A 21075-nucleotide genomic window follows, 5' to 3' on the forward strand; every position below is an offset into this window, starting at 1 on the left:
CTTTATGGAGCGCCTGATTAAAAATGAAACAACTACAGATTGCCGTCGGCATCATTCGTAACCCACAGGGTGAAATATTTATTACCCGAAGGGCGGGCGACGCCCATATGGCGAACATGCTGGAATTCCCGGGAGGGAAAATCGAAGCGGACGAAACGCCCGCGCAGGGCCCCTGGTGCGTGAGCTGCACGAAGAGACGGGCATTACCGCGACGCGCTACTCGCAGTTTGAAACCCTGGCGTATCAGTTCCCCGACAGGCACATCACGCTGTGGTTTTACCTTGTTGAAGGCTGGGAAGGGGAGCCGTGGGGCAAAGAAGGGCAGCCGGGACAGTGGATTGCGCAGCAGGATTTGAAAGCCGGCGATTTTCCGCCGGCCAACGAACCGGTTATCAATAAATTACAGCAGCCTTAAGGCTGCTGTTCTTCGCTCCAGCCATCGGTATCAGAGAGATCGCTGCTGCTTGGGATGCGCTTTTCTTCCGCGGCCCATTCGCCTAAATCAATAAGCTGGCAGCGTTTGCTGCAAAACGGACGGTAAGGGCTGGTTTCATTCCAGATAACGGCTTTACCGCAGCCGGGGCAGTTAACGACGGTAGTTTCAGACATCTTTTCTCCTTAACAGCACGCCAGTTCGAAATCGAGGCGTTCGGGGATAATTCCGCGCTCGCTGTCCAGCGGCAGAAAGCGGATCGCAAAGCGGCTTTTATGGCCGGAGATTTGCGGATAGAGCTGGTATGCCAGATCCAGCTGCAGGCGCAGTAAATCGGCGTCGTCGCCGTTATCCTGGTAAAAACCATTCAGGCTGGTCTGTTTACGGAACGGGGACGAGTTACGAATGATATCCAGCAGCAGATCCAGCGACTGTTTCAGGGGCTGCAGGCTTGCCAGCCAGAAGCTTACCTGTTCATCCCGTTGCGCCTGCGGCAGATGCAGCCAGATATGCAGCGTCGGCAGATCAAAACTGCAGCAGCCGCCGGGAATGCTTAAACGCTGGCGCACGAGGGCGATTAAACGATCTTCGCGCAGGGTCTGGCCTATACGAGGCGCGGACATCAGCACGCTGCCGCGTTCTTTTAACTGGGCGCGCAGGGAATCAATGCGTTGCATATCAACGCCCGGTACTTCAGACCAGCTCAGCAGTTTACGCTGCTGGCGCTCAAGCTCTTTAAGTATATCCGTGCGGATTTCTCCCCGCTCAAAGACATCCAGCAGATCGCCGATATTGCGGAAAAAATGCAGAGCGTCGGCGCTTTCGTTGATGGGTAAAGAAGCCTGCAGTTGCTGGATGAGAAACTCGATGCGCAGCCACGTGCGCATTTTTTCATTCAGGGGGTGCTCAAAAAGGATCTGAGTGCTCATTATTCTTTATCCTGTTGTGCGGCCTGACTCGCCAGTTCCAGATACCGGCGGTGCAGACGGTCAACATGTGCGGCCGCCCGATCGGGCGAGCCGTCGTTATTAATCACATCATCAGCAACGGCCAGCCGCTCTTCGCGGGTCGCCTGCGCGGCAACGATCTGCTCCGCATGCTGTCGGCTGACGTTATCGCGGCTAATGGTACGTGCAATCTGTATTTCTGGCGAGACATCAACGACCAGCACGCGATCTGCTTTACGCTGTAAATGGTTTTCAACCAACAGCGGAACCACCCATAACACGTAAGGCGAGAGGGAATGGCTGATTTCATTTTGGGTGCGTTGATGAATAAGCGGGTGCAAAAGATCGTTCAGCCACTGTTTTTCCGCAGGGGAAGAAAAGATCTTTTCGCGCAGAATTCTGCGATTAAGAGCGCCGTCAGGAAGAAGGATCTCTTTGCCAAAATGTGCAGAAATGGCGTTCAGGGCGGGCTGGCCGGGTTCAACAACCTGTCGGGCAATGACATCGGCGTCAACGACGGTCACGCCCAGGCGGGCAAATTCATTGGCGACAGTGCTTTTTCCGCTGCCTATTCCACCCGTCAATGCCACCGTATAAACCATAAAGCCGGACCTTAACACCATGTTTAATCAGAAATATATAGCATTTTTTTCCCTGAGATAATCAGGAGAAAAAGCGGCAAAAAAGGAAAACGGAAATCCTCCTGGCCGGGTTCACTATTTCTCAGGTAAATTTAAACGATTGTAGCTTAAAAAAGTCTGTTTTCGCAGTCTTGCGGAGCCATTATTAGTGCGTATGATAGCGTCACTGGAGTTGGCAGTTGTACCGCCGATAACGTTCCCGCGTCCATCGCCATTTACCAGGAATCCGCAACATGCGTATTGAAGAAGATTTGAAGTTAGGTTTTAAAGACGTTCTTATCCGCCCGAAACGTTCCACTCTGAAGAGCCGCTCCGACGTAGAGCTTGAGCGCCAGTTTACTTTCAAACATTCCGGTATTGCATGGTCTGGCGTGCCGATTATCGCGGCGAACATGGATACGGTAGGTACCTTCGGCATGGCGCAGGCGCTGGCCTCCTTTGATATCCTCACCGCGGTTCACAAGCATTACTCTGTTGAACAATGGAGCGAGTTCGTTAAAGCTGTTCCCGATTCCGTGCTGCGCCACGTAATGGTTTCTACCGGCACCTCCGAAGCCGACTTTACTAAAACCAAACAGATTCTGGCTTTGCATCCTGGCCTGAACTTCATCTGCATCGACGTTGCCAACGGCTATTCCGAACACTTCACGCAGTTTGTCAGCAAAGCGCGGGAAACCTGGCCGGGCAAAACCATCTGTGCCGGTAACGTGGTGACGGGCGAGATGTGCGAAGAGCTGATTCTTTCCGGCGCGGATATCGTTAAAGTAGGTATCGGCCCGGGTTCCGTGTGCACCACCCGTGTAAAAACCGGCGTCGGCTATCCGCAGCTTTCCGCAGTCATTGAGTGCGCCGATGCGGCTCACGGTCTTGGCGGCCAGATAGTCAGCGACGGCGGCTGTACCGTGCCGGGCGATGTGGCTAAGGCTTTCGGCGGCGGCGCAGACTTCGTCATGCTGGGCGGTATGCTGGCAGGCCCATGAAGAAAGCGGCGGCACCGTGGTCGAAGAGAATGGTGAGAAATTCATGCTGTTCTACGGAATGAGCTCCGAGTCAGCCATGACCCGTCACGTCGGCGGCGTCGCCCAGTACCGCGCGGCGGAAGGCAAAACCGTTAAGCTGCCGCTGCGTGGCCCGGTTGAGAACACTGCCCGCGATATCCTCGGCGGCCTTCGTTCAGCCTGCACCTACGTAGGCGCATCCCGTTTGAAAGAGCTGACCAAGCGCACCACCTTTATCCGCGTAGCGGAGCAGGAAAACCGCGTCTTCAACAGCCTCTAAGCGGGTTTCTGGCGCAGTCCGCTGCGCCATTATCCTGCGCTCATCGCATCCCCGAGCTGGAAAATTGGTAGGTACATGGCGATGACCAGCGTACCGATAATTATCCCAATCACCAGCATCATCATGGGTTCAAGCGCTGCGGCCAGGCTATCGGCCATTTCTTGCGTAGCGTCGTGATGCCAGACGGCAAGCTTCTCCAGCATCAGATCCAGCGCGCCGGACTCCTCGCCGATGCGGATTAGCTGAGAACACAGAGGCGTAAAGCGTTCCGTGTCTTCTAGCGTCTGCCAGAAGGGCACTCCCTCCGCTACCCGGGCGCTAATCTGCGCGAGCAGCTTTTTCCACAGCAACGGCGCAATGGTTTGTTCCACCGCCGCCAGTCCTTGCAGCAGAGGGATGCCCGCCTGCTGCGAAAGGGCCAGGGTGGTATAGATTTGGCTGAGGAGTTGCCCTCGCCATAAGGGCGCGGCCAGAGGAGTTTTGAGCAGAAGCTTTTGTTCGTATTCCTGCCAGCACGGCTTCTGGCGGCGTAAAACAAACCAGCACCCTGCGGCGATAATAGCGATAAATAACCACAGGGCGCCCTGGGAAGTCACCCAGCTGGAGATGCCCATCACCGCCAGGGTGATCGCCGGTAGCGAGGCGTTAAAGGAGCTATAGATAGCGGCGAATTCGGGCAGTACAAATCCCAGCATGCCTGCGGTGACGGCGAAAGCCACGGCAAGGATAAAAAGTGGGTAACGCAGCGCCTTCGTTACTTTTTTTTGCAGGCGGTAGAGCTGTTCCTGCTGCTCTGCCAGCCGCCGGCTGCACTCATCCAGCTTTCCCGTTAGCTCCCCTATGTGGATCAGCGTAATAAACAGGGGCGGGAAAATACCCGGCCACTGACGAAGCGCATCAGAGAAAGGCAACCCCTGCGATACCTGCTGCGCAATACGCTGAAGCAATGCGCGCCACTCCCGGTAAGGATGCCGATCCGCTATAAGAGCCAGCCCATCGGCGAGAGAAATCCCCGCCTGCAGCAATGTCGCCAGCTGGCGGAATACCTGTATCTTCTGCTGGATATGCCAGCATCCTCGTCGTGCGCCCACGCTCCTTCGCGCGCTGAACAACTGTAACCCTTGTTCGCCAAGCTGCGCCTCCACCGCTGCGCGATTCTCCGCCAGCACGACACCCTGTCTGATTTGACCCCGCTGGTCGACGGCTTTCCAGGACCAGACCCTAAAGTTAGCCATGGGGAACGCCCAGTACGCGATAAACCTCTGCAAGCGTCGTCAGGCCCTGGGATACGGCAAGGCAGCCCCCTTCGAAAAGCGTCACCATGCCCTGTTTGCGGGCGAGCGCTTCAATATCGCCGGCGTCGGCTCCCCGGGCGATGGCCATGCGCAAGGGGGTATCAACCGGAAGGATTTCAAATAACGCCGTACGGCCATAAAAGCCGCCGTAACAGCGTTCGCAGCCGACAGGCTGCCAGTCCGGTAGCGGGCCCGGCCACAGGCTGTCCGGCAAAGTAAGGGGCCGGGCCTTTTGCTTTTTACAGTGGACGCAAAGCTTGCGGACCAGCCGTTGCGCCACCACCATCTGAATCGCAGAAGCCAGCATCCAGCGGGCGATGCCCATTTGCTCAAGGCGAATAACCGTTTCAATGGTCGAGTTGGTATGCAAAGTGGACAGCACCAGATGCCCGGTTTGCGCCGCTTTTATGGCTATCTCCGCTGTTTCGCCGTCCCTGATTTCACCTACCATAATCACGTCGGGATCCTGGCGCAGCAGGGCGCGTAGTATGTGCTGAAAGGTCAGGCCCGTTTTGATATTCACCTGGGTTTGATTCAGACCCGGCAGGGGTATTTCAACCGGATCCTCCACGCTGCACAGGTTAATACCGGTTTTATTTAACGCGTTTAGCGCGCTATACAGGGTGAGGGTTTTGCCGCTGCCCGTTGGCCCGGTAACCAGAATCATGCCCTGCGGATGAGCCAGCGCCAGCTGAAAAAGAGCGTTGTCTTTCGCGCTCATTCCCAGCGCCGCCAGCTGCAGCGGGTGTTCCGTCTGTTGAAGCAGGCGCAGAACCACTTTTTCCCCGTGCCGGACGGGAAGGGTGGAGATTCTGAAGGAGGCTTTCCAGCTGCCGGCATCCACGTCCATTTGCCCGTCCTGCGGCAGGCGACGCTCTGCGATATCAAGGTTGCCCAGCACTTTTAGCCGCGCGGTTAGCGGGGCCGCCAGGCCGGCGGGAAGCAGAGGCTGCAGCTGCAGCACGCCGTCGATACGTAACCTGATTCTGTAATTTTCCGCCGTGGGTTCGAAATGGATATCCGATGCCCGTAGCTGTATGGCTTTTTGCAGAGTGTCATTCAGCAGGCTGACAACCGGGCCCCCCTTTTCCTGCGTCTCTTCAGCCTCCGCGGCGGCGGGAAGATGCCTGGCCTTTTCCAGACGTTCCGCGGGCCAGAATTCCACTTCGACATGTTTGTCACAGATAAAGCGTAGTGATTCGAACAGCTGCGTCGGCGGGTCAGGGGCTACGGCAATGCGCAGCCTGTGCGCTTCCTCTCCCAGCAGCACGGCGTTATACCGGGCGCACAGGGCAAGAAGCTGTTGACGGCTGGACATGGTTATTCTCCCGCAGCTTCGTTAGCCGTTTCGCTCTCAAAGCGGAACACCTCTTCGCACGCCTGCCTGAGAGAGCCGCCGTCGGCGGTATTACAGCTGCGTTTCCAGCCCGTAACGCCTTCCGCGTCTTTCCATACCGGCGTTAACGCCACGCTTAAACCTTTTAGCGTCTCCTGGCCGGTAAGGGTGATAACGCCTTTCTCAACCTTCATGCTGCTGATGTAACGCGTAGTTTTTGCGGAAGGGATGCCGTTGCTGCCTGCGTCGCAGGCCGTTACATCGCCTTTGTCTATGGCGCACAGCTCAACCGCCGTCCGGTAGGGGACAAAGGTTTGCAGCATATCGGTGAGAGCCGCTTTGCGCAGGTAGTTTTGATAGGCTGGTATGCCGATAGCGCTCAGAATCGCAATGATGCCGATCACCACCATCAGCTCAATGAGGGTAAATCCTTTTTGCTTATGCTTGTTCACAGGCCGCTCCTTAATGAAAGTGACGCTACTTTGTCAGGCTTAATTAAGGGCTGCGAGAAGCAAAATTTTGCTCAGGAAGATGCTTTCCAGGATTTTTAACGCGGTTGCAAAAGCACACGGCGATAGTGCGAGGTACTACGTAAAAGCGCAAAAAAGATGGGCCGGCCGGCCCATCTTCACAGCAAGATTTAGCGGAAACGCATGGAGAGGTCGAGGGCGCGTACGTGCTTGGTCAGCGCGCCCACGGAAATAAAATCTACGCCGGTTTCGGCAAATTCACGGATGGTTTCTTTCGTAACGTTTCCGGACACCTCCAGACGCGCTTTGCCTGCCGTCAGCGATACCGCCTGGCGCATCTGTTCGACGTTGAAATTATCGAGCATGATGATATCCGCCCCGGCTTTCAGCGCCTGCTCAAGCTCGTCCAGGGACTCCACCTCCACTTCTACCGGCACGTCCGGATGGAGCCAGAACGCTTTTTCAACCGCCTGGTGAATAGAGCCCGAGGAGATAATGTGGTTTTCTTTGATCAGAAACGCGTCCGATAATCCCAGACGGTGGTTGCTGCCGCCTCCGCAAAGTACGGCGTATTTTAACGCGGTACGCAAGCCGGGCAGGGTTTTGCGCGTATCCAGCAGCTGTGTGTTGGTGCCCGCCAGCAGATCGACATAGGTGCGGACTTCGCTTGCGACGCCGGAAAGGGTTTGCACGAAGTTCAGCGCGGTACGCTCACCGGTTAATAAAACGCGGGAAGGGCCGTCAAGCTCGAAAAGCGGCTGGTTTGCGGCTACCGTCTGGCCATCTTCCACATGCCACTTCACCTGGACATCCCCGCCCAGCTGGATAAAGACTTCTTCGACCCAGCGTTTGCCGCAAAAAACGCCGTCTTCGCGGGTAATCACCACCGCGTGCGAAGTATGGTTTTCCGGCAGCAGCTGGGCGGTAATGTCTTTGTCAGGATCGACTTCGCCGCCAAGGTCTTCACGCAGGGCGAGGGAAACGGCCTGCGGTATATCAAGGCTGATGCGTTCGATAAGCTCGTCACGTCGGCGGTCTGGGTTATAACGGCGGGGCGGCATGATAAAACTCCGAAATGGCTAAGTTAAGGTCGAAACATGCTACTCTGATGCGACGTCAAGTACCACTACTGAGGAGTACCACGCATGCGGCTTGTAGACGGCTGGCTGGCGGGTGTAAAACATGTCCCTTCCCCCCATTTTGATTGCCGACCGGAAGACGAAACCCCTTCTTTATTAGTGGTGCATAACATCAGCCTGCCGCCGGGAGAATTTGGCGGGCCCTGGATTGATGCGTTATTTACCGGCCGGCTTGATCCTGACGCTCATCCCTATTTTGCCGACATCGCCCATTTGCGGGTTTCCGCCCACTGCCTGATTCGTCGCGACGGCGAAATTGTACAGTACGTGCCTTTTGATAAACGCGCCTGGCACGCGGGCGTCTCGGTTTATCAAGGCCGGGAGCGCTGCAACGATTTTTCCATCGGTATTGAGCTGGAAGGCACCGATACCTTGCCCTACACTGACGAGCAATATCAGCAGCTGGCCTCGCTTACCTGCTTGTTAATTAAGCAATATCCTTCCATTGCCCAGCATATGACGGGCCATTGCGATATCGCCCCGGTGCGCAAAACCGATCCCGGACCTTCTTTTGACTGGGCGCGTTTCCGCCAGTCGCTGGAAGCCACGTCGAATAAGGAGATGAGATGACGCTTTTTACACTCTTGCTGGTCACCCTCTGGGAACGGCTGTTTAAGATGGGGGAGCACTGGCAGCTGGATCATCGCCTGGAGGTTGTTTTCCGGCGGGTGAAGCATTTTTCCATGCTGCGCACGATTTTAATGACGGCGCTGTGCATGCTGGTCGTTTTTCTTTGCGTACGCGCCCTGCAGGGATTGTTCTTTAATATCCCGCTGCTGGTGTTCTGGATTGCGCTTGGCGTGCTGTGTATCGGCGCAGGGCAGGTGCGGCTGCACTATCACGCCTATTTGCAGGCCGCCAGCCACGACGATCTCCACGCGCGCGATGCGATGGCAAGCGAGCTGACGCTAATCCACGGCGTGCCGCCCGACTGCGATGAGCGCGAATATCTTAAAGAGTTACAAAACGCGCTGCTGTGGATTAACTTCCGTTTCTATCTCGCTCCGATTTTCTGGTTTATCGTCGGAGGATTGTGGGGGGCCGGTCACGCTTGCGGGATACGCTTTCCTGCGCGCCTGGCAGACCTGGCTTGCCCGACACCATACGCCGCATCAGCGCCTGCTTTCAGGCATCGATGCCATTTTGCACGTGCTGGACTGGGTGCCGGTACGCCTGGTCGGCGTGGCTTACGCCCTGCTCGGGCATGGCGAGAGAGCGCTGCCGGCATGGTTTGCTTCCCTTGCCGATCGCCATACCTCGCAGTACCAGGTGCTGACCCGGCTTGCGCAGTATTCGCTGGCGCGCGAGCCGCATCATGACAAGGTTAAAACGCCAAAAGCGGCGGTTTCTATGGCCAAGAAAACGTCGCTGGTGATTGTGGTTGTGGTGGCGCTGCTGACGATTTACGGCACGCTGGTTTAACTGGCAGCAGGCAGATAGAAAAACGCCCCGTGTATTAAACGGGGCGTTTTTGTTGCTGAGAAAGGAATCAGGCTTTAACGGTTTTGCCGCTGCGCTGCGTTTTAATCCAGTAACCGATGCCCAGGATCAGCACCCAAACCGGAATCAGCCATACGGAAATCGCCATGCCAGGCGTAATGGCCATAATCACCAGAATCCCCGCCATAAAGAGCAGGCAAATCCAGTTACCCAGCGGATAGAAGAGCGCCGGGAAGCGGGTTTTCACCCCCTGCAGATCCTTCTTACGACGGAATTTAATATGGGCAAGGCTGATCATGGCCCAGTTAATCACCAGCGCGGAGACCACCAGCGCCATCAGCAGGCCAAAGGCTTCGCCCGGCATCAGGTAGTTAATCAACACGCACAGCGCCGTTGCGATGGCGGATACCAGGATAGTGGTAACCGGAACGCCGCGTCTGTCTACCTTCAGCAGGGCTTTAGGCGCATTCCCTTGCTGAGCCAGACCAAACAGCATGCGGCTGTTACAGTAAACGCAGCTGTTGTAGACCGACAGGGCGGCGGTCAGGATCACGATATTCAGGGCGTTTGCGACCAGAGAATCTCCCAGCTCATGGAAAATCAGCACGAACGGGCTGGTATCCGCGGTGACGCGCGTCCACGGCATCAGCGAAAGTAAAACCGCCAGCGAGCCCACGTAGAAAATCAGAATGCGGTAGATAACCTGATTGGTGGCTTTAGGAATGCTGATCTCCGGGTTATCCGCTTCAGCGGCGGTAATCCCTACCAGTTCCAGGCCGCCGAATGAGAACATGATGATCGCCATCATCATCACCAGCCCCGTCATGCCGTGCGGCAGGAATCCGCCCTGTTCCCAAAGGTTGCGCACCGTCGCCTGCGGGCCCTGCGGTGTCGCTAAACAGCAGCCAGCCGCCGAACAGGATCATGGCCACAACGGCGACGACCTTGATGATGGCGAACCAGAATTCCATCTCGCCGAACACTTTGACGTTGGTCAGGTTGATGGCGTTGATCAGCACAAAGAAGGCGGCAGCGGATGCCCATGTCGGGATTTCAGGCCACCAGAACTGCACGTATTTCCCGACGGCGGTCAGTTCCGCCATCGCCACCAGCACATAAAGCACCCAGTAGTTCCAGCCGGAAGCGAAGCCGGCAAACCCGCCCCAGTATTTATAAGCAAAATGGCTAAATGAACCGGCGACCGGCTCTTCAACAACCATTTCGCCCAGCTGACGCATAATTAAAAAGGCGATAAAGCCTGCGATAGCGTAGCCGAGAATAATGCCCGGACCCGCAGACTGGATAACGGAGGCACTGCCCAGAAACAGGCCCGTCCCGATAGCTCCACCCAGCGCGATAAGCTGAATATGGCGGTTTTTAAGGCCGCGCTTTAGCGTGTCGCCGCCTTGCTGTTGACCATCCATCGTTAAACCTCGTGATTTGGTTGTTTTTATACGCGTTCACGCGCGTGTAATTTTGTAATTCCGTAAGGTGTAGTCTTTCTTTTACGGTTGTTAATTCCAGTATTTTGCGTTGTGGACTACCGCAGCGCCAAGAATAGTGGTAAGCGCCAGCGTTTGCACCTGCTTTCTCTTATTGGCGTGACGAGTTGGATAAAAAGAGAGCAGCGATAAATAAAGCTTCCGTTTATTAACCTGAATTTAATGCCGCTATTAAGCGCCATCCGTGAATTTATATTCATCCTTTAACGAGCTGAATCGGTTCATTTTGTAAAAAAAAGGACCACCCGCTGTTTCATAAAAGTTAAACCTGCCACTTTCGGGGTAAACGCAAGATTTGTGCAAGGTTACATAATTGAAATGTCGTTTCTGTAATCTTGTTAAAAAGTGCCCGCTTTACTGATTTCAATCAAAACCAATATGGACAGAAGGTGAATACTTTGTTACTTTAGCGTCACGAATATGAAATTGGTCATACCAATTGACTCCGGGCAAATGGCTTAGGAAAAGGGAAGAATGGCCTACAGCAAAATTCGCCAACCTAAATTATCCGATGTGATTGAGCAGCAGTTGGAGTTTCTTATCCTTGAGGGAACCTTGCGTCCCGGCGAAAAACTCCCACCCGAGCGTGAACTGGCGCGTCAGTTTGACGTTTCTCGTCCTTCCCTGCGCGAGGCCCATACAGCGTCTCGAAGCAAAAGGATTACTGCTTCGTCGACAAGGCGGTGGCACTTTTGTCCAAAACAGCCTCTGGCAGAGCTTAAGCGACCCGCTCGTAGAACTGCTGTCTGACCATCCTGAATCCCAGTTTGACCTGCTTGAAACCCGCCATGCCCTGGAAGGGATCGGCGCGTATTACGCCGCATTGCGCGGGACTGATGAAGATCTCAAACGCATTAGCGACTGCCACGTCGCTATCGAGCGGGCGCAGGAGTCCGGCGATCTGGATGCTGAATCCGACGCCGTTATGCAGTATCAAATCGCAGTGACTGAAGCCGCACACAACGTTGTGCTACTACACTTGTTGCGCTGCATGGAACCCATGCTTGAACAAAACGTTCGCCAGAATTTTGAATTGCTCTACGCGCGTCGCGAAATGCTGGCGCAAGTGAGCAGCCATCGCGCCAGCATTTTTGCGGCGATTATGGCTCGCCAGCCGGAGCAGGCGCGTGAAGCGTCGCATCGTCACCTGGCATTTATCGAGGAAATATTGCTGGATCGCAGCCGCGAACAGAGCCGTCGTGAACGTTCTCTGCGGCGCTTACAGCAACGAAAGGAATAGAGCCAACTTCAGGCTCGCAGGCGCCAAATTTAGAGCGCGGCAACTAAACGCAGAACCTGTCTTATTGTGTTTTTTCAAGGAAAGCACAATGGGACAGGTTCCAGATAATCAACGTATTAGACACAGATAAGGAATACCACCCATGTCAGAACGTTTCCCAAATGACGTGGATCCGATCGAAACTCGCGACTGGCAACAGGCGATCGAATCGGTCATCCGTGAAGAAGGTGTTGAGCGTGCTCAGTATCTCATCGACCAGCTGCTGGCCGAAGCCCGCAAAGGCGGCGTTAAAGTGGCTGCTGGTACAGGTGTAGCCAACTACGTCAACACTATTGCCGTTGAAGATGAGCCGGAATACCCGGGCAATCTGGAGCTGGAGCGCCGTATTCGTTCTGCTATCCGCTGGAACGCCATCATGACCGTGCTGCGTGCGTCTAAAAAAGACCTCGAGCTGGGCGGCCACATGGCTTCTTTCCAGTCTTCCGCAACCGTTTATGACGTGTGCTTCAACCACTTCTTCCGCGCCCGCACTGAAAAAGACGGCGGCGATCTGGTGTACTTCCAGGGCCACATCTCTCCGGGCGTGTACGCGCGTGCCTTCCTGGAAGGCCGTCTGACCGAAGAGCAGATGAACAACTTCCGTCAGGAAGTTCACGGCAACGGTCTTTCTTCTTATCCGCACCCGAAACTGATGCCGGAATTCTGGCAGTTCCCGACCGTCTCTATGGGTCTGGGCCCGATCGGCGCGATTTATCAGGCTAAATTCCAGAAATACCTGGAACACCGTGGTCTGAAAGACACCTCCGCGCAGCGCGTTTACGCGTTCCTGGGCGACGGCGAAATGGATGAGCCGGAATCCAAAGGCGCCATCACCATCGCGACCCGTGAAAAACTGGACAACCTGTGCTTCATCATCAACTGCAACCTGCAGCGTCTGGATGGCCCGGTAACCGGCAACGGCAAAATCATTAACGAACTGGAAGGCATCTTCGCAGGCGCCGGCTGGAACGTTATCAAAGTCATGTGGGGTTCCCGTTGGGACGAGCTGCTGCGTAAAGATACCAGCGGCAAACTGATTCAGCTGATGAACGAAACCGTTGACGGCGACTATCAGACCTTCAAATCTAAAAACGGCGCCTACGTGCGCGAGCACTTCTTCGGTAAATATCCGGAAACTGCCGCCCTGGTTGCCGACTGGACCGACGATCAGATCTGGGCGCTGAACCGCGGCGGCCACGATCCGAAGAAAGTCTACGCCGCGCTGAAAAAAGCGCAGGAAACCAAAGGTAAAGCGACCGTAATCCTCGCCCACACCATCAAAGGTTACGGCATGGGCGATACCGCGGAAGGTAAAAACATCGCTCACCAGGTTAAGAAAATGAACATGGACGGCGTGCGTTACGTACGTGACCGTTTCAACGTGCCTGTTGCCGATGCCGATATCGAAAAACTGCCGTACGTTAAGTTCGAAGAAGGCAGCGAAGAGTACAACTACCTGCACGGCCAGCGTCAGAAGCTGAACGGCTACCTGCCGTCCCGCCTGCCTAAGTTCACTGAAAAACTCGAGCTGCCTAAGCTTGAAGATTTCGGCCCGCTGCTGGAAGAGCAAAACAAAGAAATTTCCACCACTATCGCTTTCGTTCGCGCCCTGAACGTGATGCTGAAGAACCCGTCTATCAAAGACCGTCTGGTTCCAATCATCGCCGACGAAGCGCGTACTTTCGGTATGGAAGGCCTGTTCCGTCAGATTGGTATTTACAGCCCGAACGGCCAGCAGTACACCCCGCAGGACCGTGAGCAGGTTGCTTACTACAAAGAAGACGAGAAAGGTCAGATCCTGCAGGAAGGCATCAACGAGCTGGGCGCAGGCTCATCCTGGCTGGCGGCTGCGACTTCTTACAGCACCAACAACCTGCCGATGATCCCGTTCTACATCTACTACTCCATGTTCGGTTTCCAGCGTATCGGCGACCTGTGCTGGGCTGCGGGTGACCAGCAGGCGCGCGGCTTCCTGATCGGCGGGACTTCCGGTCGTACTACGCTTAACGGCGAAGGTTTGCAGCACGAAGACGGCCACAGCCATATTCAGTCTCTGACTATCCCTAACTGTATCTCTTACGACCCGGCTTACGCTTACGAAGTGGCCGTCATCATGCATGATGGTCTGGAGCGTATGTACGGTGAAGCGCAGGAGAACATTTACTACTACATCACCACGCTGAACGAAAACTACCACATGCCTGCGATGCCGCAGGGTGCGGAAGAAGGTATCCGTAAAGGTATCTACAAGCTGGAAACCGTAGAAGGCAGCAAAGGTAAAGTTCAGCTGATGGGCTCCGGTTCTATCCTGCGTCACGTGCGTGAAGCGGCTCAGATCCTGGCGAAAGACTACGGCGTAGGTTCCGACGTATTCAGCGTCACCTCCTTCACCGAGCTTGCTCGCGACGGTCAGGACTGTGAGCGCTGGAACATGCTGCACCCAACCGAAGAACCACGCGTACCGTACGTTGCTCAGGTCCTGAGCGATGCGCCGGCGGTGGCTTCCACTGACTATATGAAACTGTTCGCTGAGCAGATCCGTAACTTCATCCCGGCAAGCGACTACCGCGTACTGGGCACTGATGGCTTCGGTCGTTCAGACAGCCGCGAAAACCTGCGTCACCACTTCGAAGTTGACTCTTCCTATGTGGTAGTGGCCCGCGCTGGGCGAACTGGCTAAACGTGGCGAAATCGATAAGAAAGTGGTGGCCGAAGCTATCGCTAAATTCAATATCGATGCAGATAAAGTCAACCCGCGTCTGGCATAAGAGGTAAAGAATAAAATGGCTATCGAAATCAATGTACCGGACATCGGGGCTGATGAAGTTGAAATCACCGAGATCCTGGTAAAAGTTGGCGACAAAGTTGAAGCTGAACAGTCGCTGATCACCGTAGAAGGCGACAAGGCCTCTATGGAAGTTCCGTCTCCGCAGGCCGGCATCGTAAAAGAGATTAAAGTCTCCGTCGGTGACAAAACCGAGACCGGTAAACTGATCATGATTTTCGATTCCGCCGAAGGTGCAGCAGCCGCTGCGCCTGCTCAGGCAGAAGAGAAGAAAGAAGCAGCGCCGGCCGCTGCGGCTCCAGCAGCCGCGAGCGCGAAAGAAGTGAACGTGCCGGACATCGGCGGTGACGAAGTAGAAGTTACCGAGATCATGGTTAAAGTGGGCGACAAAGTAGAAGCGGAACAGTCGCTGATCACCGTTGAAGGTGATAAAGCTTCTATGGAAGTCCCTGCGCCGTTCGCCGGCACCGTAAAAGAAATCAAAATCAGCACCGGCGACAAAGTGTCTACCGGCTCCCTGATTATGGTCTTCGAAGTAGCGGGCGCCGCGCCGGCTGCGACGGAAGCCAAAGCTGAAGCCGCTCCGGCCGCCGCTGCGCCGGCTGCCTCCGGCGCGAAAGAAGTTAACGTGCCTGATATCGGCGGCGACGAAGTAGAAGTGACCGAAGTGATGGTGAAAGTGGGCGATAAAGTTGCCGCCGAGCAGTCGCTGATCACCGTTGAAGGTGACAAAGCTTCTATGGAAGTTCCGGCGCCGTTCGCCGGCACCGTAAAAGAAATCAAAATCAGCACCGGCGACAAAGTGTCTACCGGCTCCCTGATTATGGTCTTCGAAGTTGAAGGCGCAGCGCCTGCTCCGGCTGCGAAGCAGGAAGCAGCGGCTCCGGCTCCGGCGGCTAAAGCAGAAAAACCTGCAGCGGCGCCGGCTAAAGCCGAAGGCAAATCTGAATTCGCTGAAAACGACGCTTACGTCCACGCTACCCCGCTGATTCGCCGTCTGGCGCGCGAGTTCGGCGTGAACCTGGCGAAAGTGAAGGGCACCGGTCGTAAAGGCCGTATCCTGCGCGAAGACGTTCAGGCCTACGTGAAAGACGCCGTTAAGCGCGCTGAATCCGCTCCAGCCGCCGCGACCGGCGGCGGTCTGCCGGGCATGTTGCCATGGCCAAAAGTGGACTTCAGCAAGTTCGGCGAAATCGAAGAAGTTGAAATGGGCCGTATCCAGAAAATTTCTGGCGCGAACCTGAGCCGTAACTGGGTGATGATCCCGCACGTTACGCACTTCGACAAAACCGATATCACCGATCTGGAAGCGTTCCGTAAACAGCAGAACGAAGAAGCCGCTAAACGCAAGCTGGACGTGAAGTTCACCCCTGTGGTGTTCATCATGAAAGCCGTTGCCGCAGCGCTCGAGCAGATGCCGCGTTTCAACAGCTCCCTGTCCGAAGACGGCCAGAAGCTGACGCTGAAAAAATACATCAACATCGGCGTGGCGGTAGATACGCCAAACGGTCTGGTGGTTCCGGTGTTCAAGGATGTGAACAAGAAGAGCATCACCGAACTGTCCCGCGAACTGATGGCTATCTCCAAAAAAGCTCGCGACGGCAAGCTGACCGCCGGCGAAATGCAGGGCGGCTGCTTCACCATCTCAAGCCTGGGCGGTATCGGGACGACTCACTTCGCGCCGATCGTTAACGCCCCTGAAGTGGCTATCCTGGGCGTCTCCAAGTCCGCGATGGAGCCGGTGTGGAACGGTAAAGAGTTCACGCCGCGTCTGATGATGCCGATGTCGCTCTCCTTCGACCACCGCGTGATCGACGGTGCCGACGGCGCGCGCTTTATCACCATCATCAACAACATGCTGGCTGATATTCGCCGCCTGGTGATGTAATCGAAAAAGCCGGCCGGTCGGCCGGCTTTTTTCTGATAATCTCATGACGCTGTTTGAGATTAGCGGCTGCATAACATAAATCGTTTGCCGTTTGTTGTTTCAAATTTGTTAACAATTTTGTAAACTGCGGGCGGATAGAACGTCCCGGTGGATGATGGGCGTTAAGACATAAAAATGACGTCAGACCCGCCGGAAATAAATTAAGAGGTCATGATGAGTACTGAAATCAAAACTCAGGTCGTGGTACTTGGGGCAGGGCCCGGCAGGTTACTCTGCTGCCTTCCGTTGCGCTGATTTAGGTCTGGAGACCGTAATTGTTGAGCGCTACAGCACCCTGGGTGGTGTTTGCCTTAACGTTGGCTGTATCCCTTCTAAAGCCCTGCTGCACGTTGCAAAAGTTATCGAAGAAGCGAAAGCTTTGGCCGAGCACGGCATCGTTTTCGGCGAGCCGAAAACCGACATCGACAAAATCCGTACCTGGAAAGAAAAGGTTATCAACCAGCTGACCGGCGGTCTGTCCGGTATGGCGAAAGGCCGTAAGGTCAAAGTTGTTAACGGTCTGGGTAAATTCACCGGCGCCAACACCCTGGTGGTTGAAGGCGAAAACGGCTCAACCACCATTAACTTTGATAACGCGATTATCGCGGCGGGTTCCCGTCCGATTCAGCTGCCTTTCATTCCGCATGAAGACCCACGCGTATGGGATTCCACCGACGCGCTGGAGCTGAAATCCGTACCAAAACGCATGCTGGTTATGGGCGGCGGCATCATCGGTCTGGAAATGGGTACCGTGTACCATGCGCTGGGTTCAGAGATTGACGTGGTTGAAATGTTCGACCAGGTTATCCCGGCCGCGGACAAAGACGTGGTGAAAGTCTTCACCAAGCGCATCAGCAAGCAGTTCAACCTGATGCTGGAAACCAAAGTGACCGCCGTTGAAGCCAAAGAAGACGGCATCTACGTCACGATGGAAGGTAAAAAAGCCCCTGCGGAACCACAGCGTTACGACGCGGTTCTGGTGGCTATCGGCCGCGTACCTAACGGTAAGCTGCTGGAGGCGGGCGCAGCCGGCGTTGAGGTTGACGATCGCGGCTTTATCCGCACCGACAAGCAGATGCGCACCAACGTGCCGCACATCTACGCTATCGGCGACATCGTCGGTCAGCCGATGCTGGCTCACAAAGGCGTTCATGAAGGCCACGTTGCCGCGGAAGTTATCGCCGGCATGAAGCACTACTTCGACCCGAAAGTGATTCCATCCATCGCTTACACCGAGCCGGAAGTCGCATGGGTTGGCCTGACCGAGAAAGAAGCGAAAGAAAAAGGCATCAGCTATGAAACCGCCACCTTCCCGTGGGCTGCTTCTGGCCGTGCTATCGCTTCCGACTGCGCGGACGGCATGACCAAGCTGATCTTCGACAAAGAGACCCACCGCGTTATCGGCGGCGCGATTGTCGGCACCAACGGCGGCGAGCTGCTGGGTGAAATCGGTCTGGCTATCGAAATGGGCTGTGACGCTGAAGATATCGCGCTTACCATCCACGCGCACCCGACTCTGCACGAGTCCGTGGGCCTGGCGGCTGAGATCTTCGAAGGCAGCATCACCGACCTGCCAAACGCGAAAGCGAAGAAAAAGTAACTTTCAGCGTTTGATGAAACGGCCCTGCGGGGCCGTTTTTTTTGCCTTTGCGTAGGCCGGATAAGCCTGCGAAAGCCGACACGCCTGGATGAGAGGGTTCATCCTGCGCAAAACAACTCGCCGCCGGAAGGCGGTTTTTTGTGCCTGAAGGTCATATCGAAAAGTAATATTTCGCCCTTAACGATTCAGCAAGGATTTAATGTTGCTTTTTTGTAAACGGATTAACACCCCCCCAAAATCCTGCTATGCTGCCGTCGCGGATCCGGGCATTTACCCTACAAACTGCTGTCTCACAGGAGCGTGAAGAGATTTAGCCTGGCGCCATAATGACAATGAGAGCGAGGAGAACCGTCGTGCTAGAAGAATACCGTAAGCACGTAGCTGAACGTGCTGCTGAAGGGATTGTTGCCAAACCCTTAGATGCCACCCAAATGGCTGCGCTGGTTGAATTGCTGAAAACCCCGCCGGTGGGTGAAGAAGAATTTCTGTTAGATCTGATTACCAATCGTGTTCCGCCAGGCGTTGATGAAGCCGCCTACGTTAAAGCCGGATTCCTGGCGGCCCTCGCCAAAGGCGATGCTATCTCCCCGTTAATCTCCCCTGAAAAAGCGGTTGAACTGCTTGGCACCATGCAGGGCGGTTATAATATTCACCCGCTGATTGATGCGCTCGATAACGAAAAGCTGGCGCCAATAGCGGCTAAAGCGCTGTCCCACACGCTGCTGATGTTCGATAACTTCTACGACGTGGAAGAAAAAGCCAAAGCGGGCAACGTCCATGCGCAGCAGGTGCTGAAATCCTGGGCCGACGCCGAGTGGTTCCTGAGCCGCCCTAAGCTTGCGGAAAAAATCACCGTCACCGTCTTTAAGGTGACCGGCGAAACCAACACCGATGACCTGTCTCCGGCGCCGGATGCGTGGTCGCGTCCGGATATCCCTCTGCACGCTCTGGCGATGCTCAAAAACGCCCGCGAAGGCATTGAGCCGGACCAGCCGGGAAGCGTGGGCCCGATCAAACAGATCGAAGCGCTGAACAAAAAAGGTTTCCCGCTGGCCTACGTCGGCGACGTAGTCGGCACAGGTTCATCGCGTAAATCCGCCACTAACTCCGTGCTGTGGTTTATGGGCGACGACATCCCGAACGTGCCGAACAAGCGCGGCGGCGGCGTGGTGCTCGGCGGCAAAATCGCCCCTATCTTCTTCAACACCATGGAAGATGCCGGCGCGCTGCCAATCGAAGTGGACGTAAACAATCTTCATATGGGCGATGTTATCGACATCTATCCGTATCAAGGTGAAGTGCGCAACCATGAAACCAACGAGCCGATCGCCAGCTTCGAGTTGAAAACAGACGTGCTGCTGGATGAAGTCCGTGCCGGCGGCCGTATTCCGCTGATTATCGGCCGCGGCCTGACCACCAAAGCGCGCGAAGCGCTGGGTCTGCCGCACAGCGAAGTCTTCGTGCAGGCGAAAGACGTGGTGGCCAGCACCCGCGGCTTCTCGCTGGCGCAGAAAATGGTGGGCCGCGCCTGCGGCGTGGAAGGCATTCGTCCGAACCAGTATTGCGAGCCGAAGATGACCTCCGTAGGCTCTCAGGACACCACCGGACCGATGACCCGCGACGAGCTTAAAGACCTGGCGTGTCTGGGCTTCTCCGCCGATTTAGTGATGCAGTCCTTCTGCCATACGGCGGCTTATCCTAAGCCTGTGGACGTTACCACGCACCACACGCTGCCGGACTTCATCATGAACCGCGGCGGCGTGTCGCTGCGTCCGGGCGACGGCGTCATCCACTCCTGGCTGAACCGTATGCTGCTGCCGGATACCGTAGGGACAGGCGGCGACTCCCATACTCGTTTCCCTATCGGCATTTCCTTCCCGGCGGGTTCCGGCCTCGTGGCCTTTGCGGCGGCGACCGGCGTAATGCCGCTGGATATGCCTGAATCCGTGCTGGTGCGCTTCAAAGGCAAAATGCAGCCGGGCATCACCCTGCGCGACCTGGTTCACGCCATTCCGCTGTACGCCATCAAACAAGGCTTGCTGACCGTTGAGAAGAAGGGCAAGAAGAACATCTTCTCCGGCCGAATCCTCGAAATCGAAGGTTTGCCGACGCTGAAAGTCGAGCAGGCGTTTGAGCTGACCGACGCCTCCGCGGAGCGTTCCGCCGCAGGCTGCACCATCAAGCTGGATCGCGAGCCGATCGAAGAGTATCTGAGCTCCAACATCGTGCTGCTGAAATGGATGATCGCCGAAGGCTACGGCGATCGTCGTACGCTTGAGCGCCGTATCCAGGGCATGGAAAAATGGCTGGCCGATCCGCAGCTGATGGAAGCGGACGCGGACGCGGAGTACGCCGCGGTAATTGAAATCGACCTGAACGATATCAAAGAGCCGATCCTGTGCGCGCCGAACGATCCGGACGACGCGCGTCTGCTGTCAGACGTTGCGGGCGAAAAAATCGATGAGGTGTTTATCGGTTCCTGCATGACTAACATCGGCCACTTCCGTGCCGCCGGCAAGCTGCTCGATAGCCACCAGGGCCAGCTGCCGACCCGTCTGTGGGTCGCGCCGCCAACGCGTATGGATGCCGCGCAGCTTACTGAGGAAGGCTATTACAGCGTCTTTGGCAAGAGCGGGGCGCGTATCGAAATCCCAGGCTGTTCGCTGTGCATGGGTAACCAGGCGCGCGTCGCCGATGGCGCGACGGTGGTTTCCACCTCTACCCGTAACTTCCCGAACCGTTTAGGCACCGGGGCGAACGTCTTCCTTGCGTCCGCAGAGCTGGCCGCCGTAGCTTCCCTGCTGGGCAAGCTGCCGACGCCTGACGAATACCAGACCTTTATGGCGCAGGTCGATAAGACGGCGGTAGACACCTATCGCTACCTGAACTTCGACAAGCTGTCTCAGTATACCGAGAAGGCCGACGGCGTTATTTTCCAGACCGCGGTCTGATAACTAAGCAAAATGTAAAAGGGAGGCTTCGGCCTCCCTTTTTATTTGCGCC

The 21075-nt window shown here is 55.8% G+C and carries 10 protein-coding genes and 7 pseudogenes; 9 read left to right on the top strand and 8 right to left on the bottom strand.

Annotated elements, in window-relative coordinates; translation table 11 throughout:
- Positions 1-23: 23 nt before the first annotated feature.
- A pseudogene (mutT, locus tag WLO32_RS03450) lies at positions 24-415 on the top strand (8-oxo-dGTP diphosphatase MutT).
- On the opposite strand, the gene yacG reads toward mutT, so the two are convergent.
- From yacG to coaE, 3 genes are read right to left on the bottom strand one after another with little or no spacing between them, the layout of a single operon-like run.
- Positions 412-609 carry a DNA gyrase inhibitor YacG gene (gene yacG / locus WLO32_RS03455; protein WP_121266942.1) on the bottom strand — a complete coding sequence of 66 codons (198 nt, stop codon included), beginning with the start codon at positions 607-609 and terminating at the stop codon, positions 412-414. The pseudogene mutT and the gene yacG sit on opposite strands and share 4 nt — an antisense overlap.
- A gap of 9 nt (positions 610-618) precedes the next feature.
- Positions 619-1362: a cell division protein ZapD gene (gene zapD, locus WLO32_RS03460; protein WP_435947205.1), complete on the bottom strand. Its 744-nt coding sequence runs from the start codon at positions 1360-1362 to the stop codon at positions 619-621.
- The gene (gene coaE, locus WLO32_RS03465; RefSeq protein WP_435947206.1) at positions 1362-1982 is read right to left on the bottom strand and encodes a dephospho-CoA kinase; all 621 of its coding nucleotides are present in this window, start codon (positions 1980-1982) and stop codon (positions 1362-1364) included. The genes zapD and coaE overlap by 1 nt, the downstream gene beginning before the upstream one ends.
- 272 nt (positions 1983-2254) lie before the next feature.
- On the opposite strand from coaE, the pseudogene WLO32_RS03470 reads away from it, so the two are divergent.
- Positions 2255-3299: pseudogene (locus WLO32_RS03470) on the top strand (GMP reductase).
- 29 nt (positions 3300-3328) lie between these two features.
- On the opposite strand, the gene hofC reads toward WLO32_RS03470, so the two are convergent.
- The 4 genes from hofC to nadC form a co-directional block, all read right to left on the bottom strand.
- Positions 3329-4534 (bottom strand): protein transport protein HofC, encoded by a 1206-nt coding sequence (gene hofC, locus WLO32_RS03475; RefSeq protein ID WP_435947207.1) that lies wholly within the window; start codon positions 4532-4534, stop codon positions 3329-3331.
- Positions 4527-5912 carry a type II secretion system protein GspE gene (gene gspE, locus WLO32_RS03480; RefSeq protein ID WP_435947208.1) on the bottom strand — a complete coding sequence of 462 codons (1386 nt, stop codon included), beginning with the start codon at positions 5910-5912 and terminating at the stop codon, positions 4527-4529. Before gspE ends, hofC begins: the two co-directional genes overlap by 8 nt.
- A gap of 2 nt (positions 5913-5914) precedes the next feature.
- Complete coding sequence (ppdD, locus tag WLO32_RS03485; protein ID WP_435948236.1) at positions 5915-6340, bottom strand: prepilin peptidase-dependent pilin; 426 nt, start codon at positions 6338-6340, stop codon at positions 5915-5917.
- 230 nt (positions 6341-6570) lie between these two features.
- Complete coding sequence (gene nadC, locus WLO32_RS03490) at positions 6571-7461, bottom strand: carboxylating nicotinate-nucleotide diphosphorylase (RefSeq protein ID WP_435947209.1); 891 nt, start codon at positions 7459-7461, stop codon at positions 6571-6573.
- A gap of 84 nt (positions 7462-7545) precedes the next feature.
- Between nadC and ampD the strand changes: the two genes are divergently transcribed.
- Positions 7546-8109, top strand: coding sequence for a 1,6-anhydro-N-acetylmuramyl-L-alanine amidase AmpD (gene ampD, locus WLO32_RS03495; RefSeq protein WP_435947210.1), 564 nt, complete (start codon positions 7546-7548; stop codon positions 8107-8109).
- Positions 8106-8961 (top strand): annotated as a pseudogene (gene ampE, locus WLO32_RS03500) (beta-lactamase regulator AmpE). The gene ampD and the pseudogene ampE overlap by 4 nt, the downstream one beginning before the upstream one ends.
- Before the next feature lie 67 nt (positions 8962-9028).
- On the opposite strand, the pseudogene aroP reads toward ampE, so the two are convergent.
- A pseudogene (gene aroP / locus WLO32_RS03505) lies at positions 9029-10403 on the bottom strand (aromatic amino acid transporter AroP).
- Between the two features lie 552 nt (positions 10404-10955).
- Between aroP and pdhR the strand changes: the two are divergent.
- The 5 genes and pseudogenes from pdhR to acnB all read left to right on the top strand — a co-directional run bounded on the left by pdhR (position 10956) and on the right by acnB (position 21023).
- Positions 10956-11721, top strand: a pseudogene (gene pdhR / locus WLO32_RS03510) (pyruvate dehydrogenase complex transcriptional repressor PdhR).
- 142 nt (positions 11722-11863) lie between these two features.
- Positions 11864-14528, top strand: a pseudogene (gene aceE, locus WLO32_RS03515) (pyruvate dehydrogenase (acetyl-transferring), homodimeric type).
- Between the two features lie 15 nt (positions 14529-14543).
- Entirely contained in the window at positions 14544-16433 is a 1890-nt protein-coding gene (aceF, locus tag WLO32_RS03520) for a pyruvate dehydrogenase complex dihydrolipoyllysine-residue acetyltransferase (RefSeq protein WP_435947211.1), read from the top strand.
- Positions 16434-16646: 213 nt separating this feature from the next.
- A pseudogene (gene lpdA, locus WLO32_RS03525) lies at positions 16647-18072 on the top strand (dihydrolipoyl dehydrogenase).
- A gap of 353 nt (positions 18073-18425) precedes the next feature.
- Positions 18426-21023, top strand: coding sequence for a bifunctional aconitate hydratase 2/2-methylisocitrate dehydratase (acnB, locus tag WLO32_RS03530; protein ID WP_435947212.1), 2598 nt, complete (start codon positions 18426-18428; stop codon positions 21021-21023).
- Positions 21024-21075 lie beyond the last annotated feature (52 nt).

The sequence above is a fragment of the Dryocola mayonis genome (assembly GCF_051307045.1).
Taxonomy (GTDB): domain Bacteria; phylum Pseudomonadota; class Gammaproteobacteria; order Enterobacterales; family Enterobacteriaceae; genus Dryocola.

Coding starts and splice junctions, on each gene's coding strand:
- yacG (WP_121266942.1), bottom strand. CDS start 609: ATGTCTGAAACTACCGTCGTTAACTGCCCCGGCTGCGGTAAAGCCGTT.
- zapD (WP_435947205.1), bottom strand. CDS start 1,362: ATGAGCACTCAGATCCTTTTTGAGCACCCCCTGAATGAAAAAATGCGC.
- coaE (WP_435947206.1), bottom strand. CDS start 1,982: ATGGTTTATACGGTGGCATTGACGGGTGGAATAGGCAGCGGAAAAAGC.
- hofC (WP_435947207.1), bottom strand. CDS start 4,534: ATGGCTAACTTTAGGGTCTGGTCCTGGAAAGCCGTCGACCAGCGGGGT.
- gspE (WP_435947208.1), bottom strand. CDS start 5,912: ATGTCCAGCCGTCAACAGCTTCTTGCCCTGTGCGCCCGGTATAACGCC.
- ppdD (WP_435948236.1), bottom strand. CDS start 6,340: ATGGTGGTGATCGGCATCATTGCGATTCTGAGCGCTATCGGCATACCA.
- nadC (WP_435947209.1), bottom strand. CDS start 7,461: ATGCCGCCCCGCCGTTATAACCCAGACCGCCGACGTGACGAGCTTATC.
- ampD (WP_435947210.1), top strand. CDS start 7,546: ATGCGGCTTGTAGACGGCTGGCTGGCGGGTGTAAAACATGTCCCTTCC.
- aceF (WP_435947211.1), top strand. CDS start 14,544: ATGGCTATCGAAATCAATGTACCGGACATCGGGGCTGATGAAGTTGAA.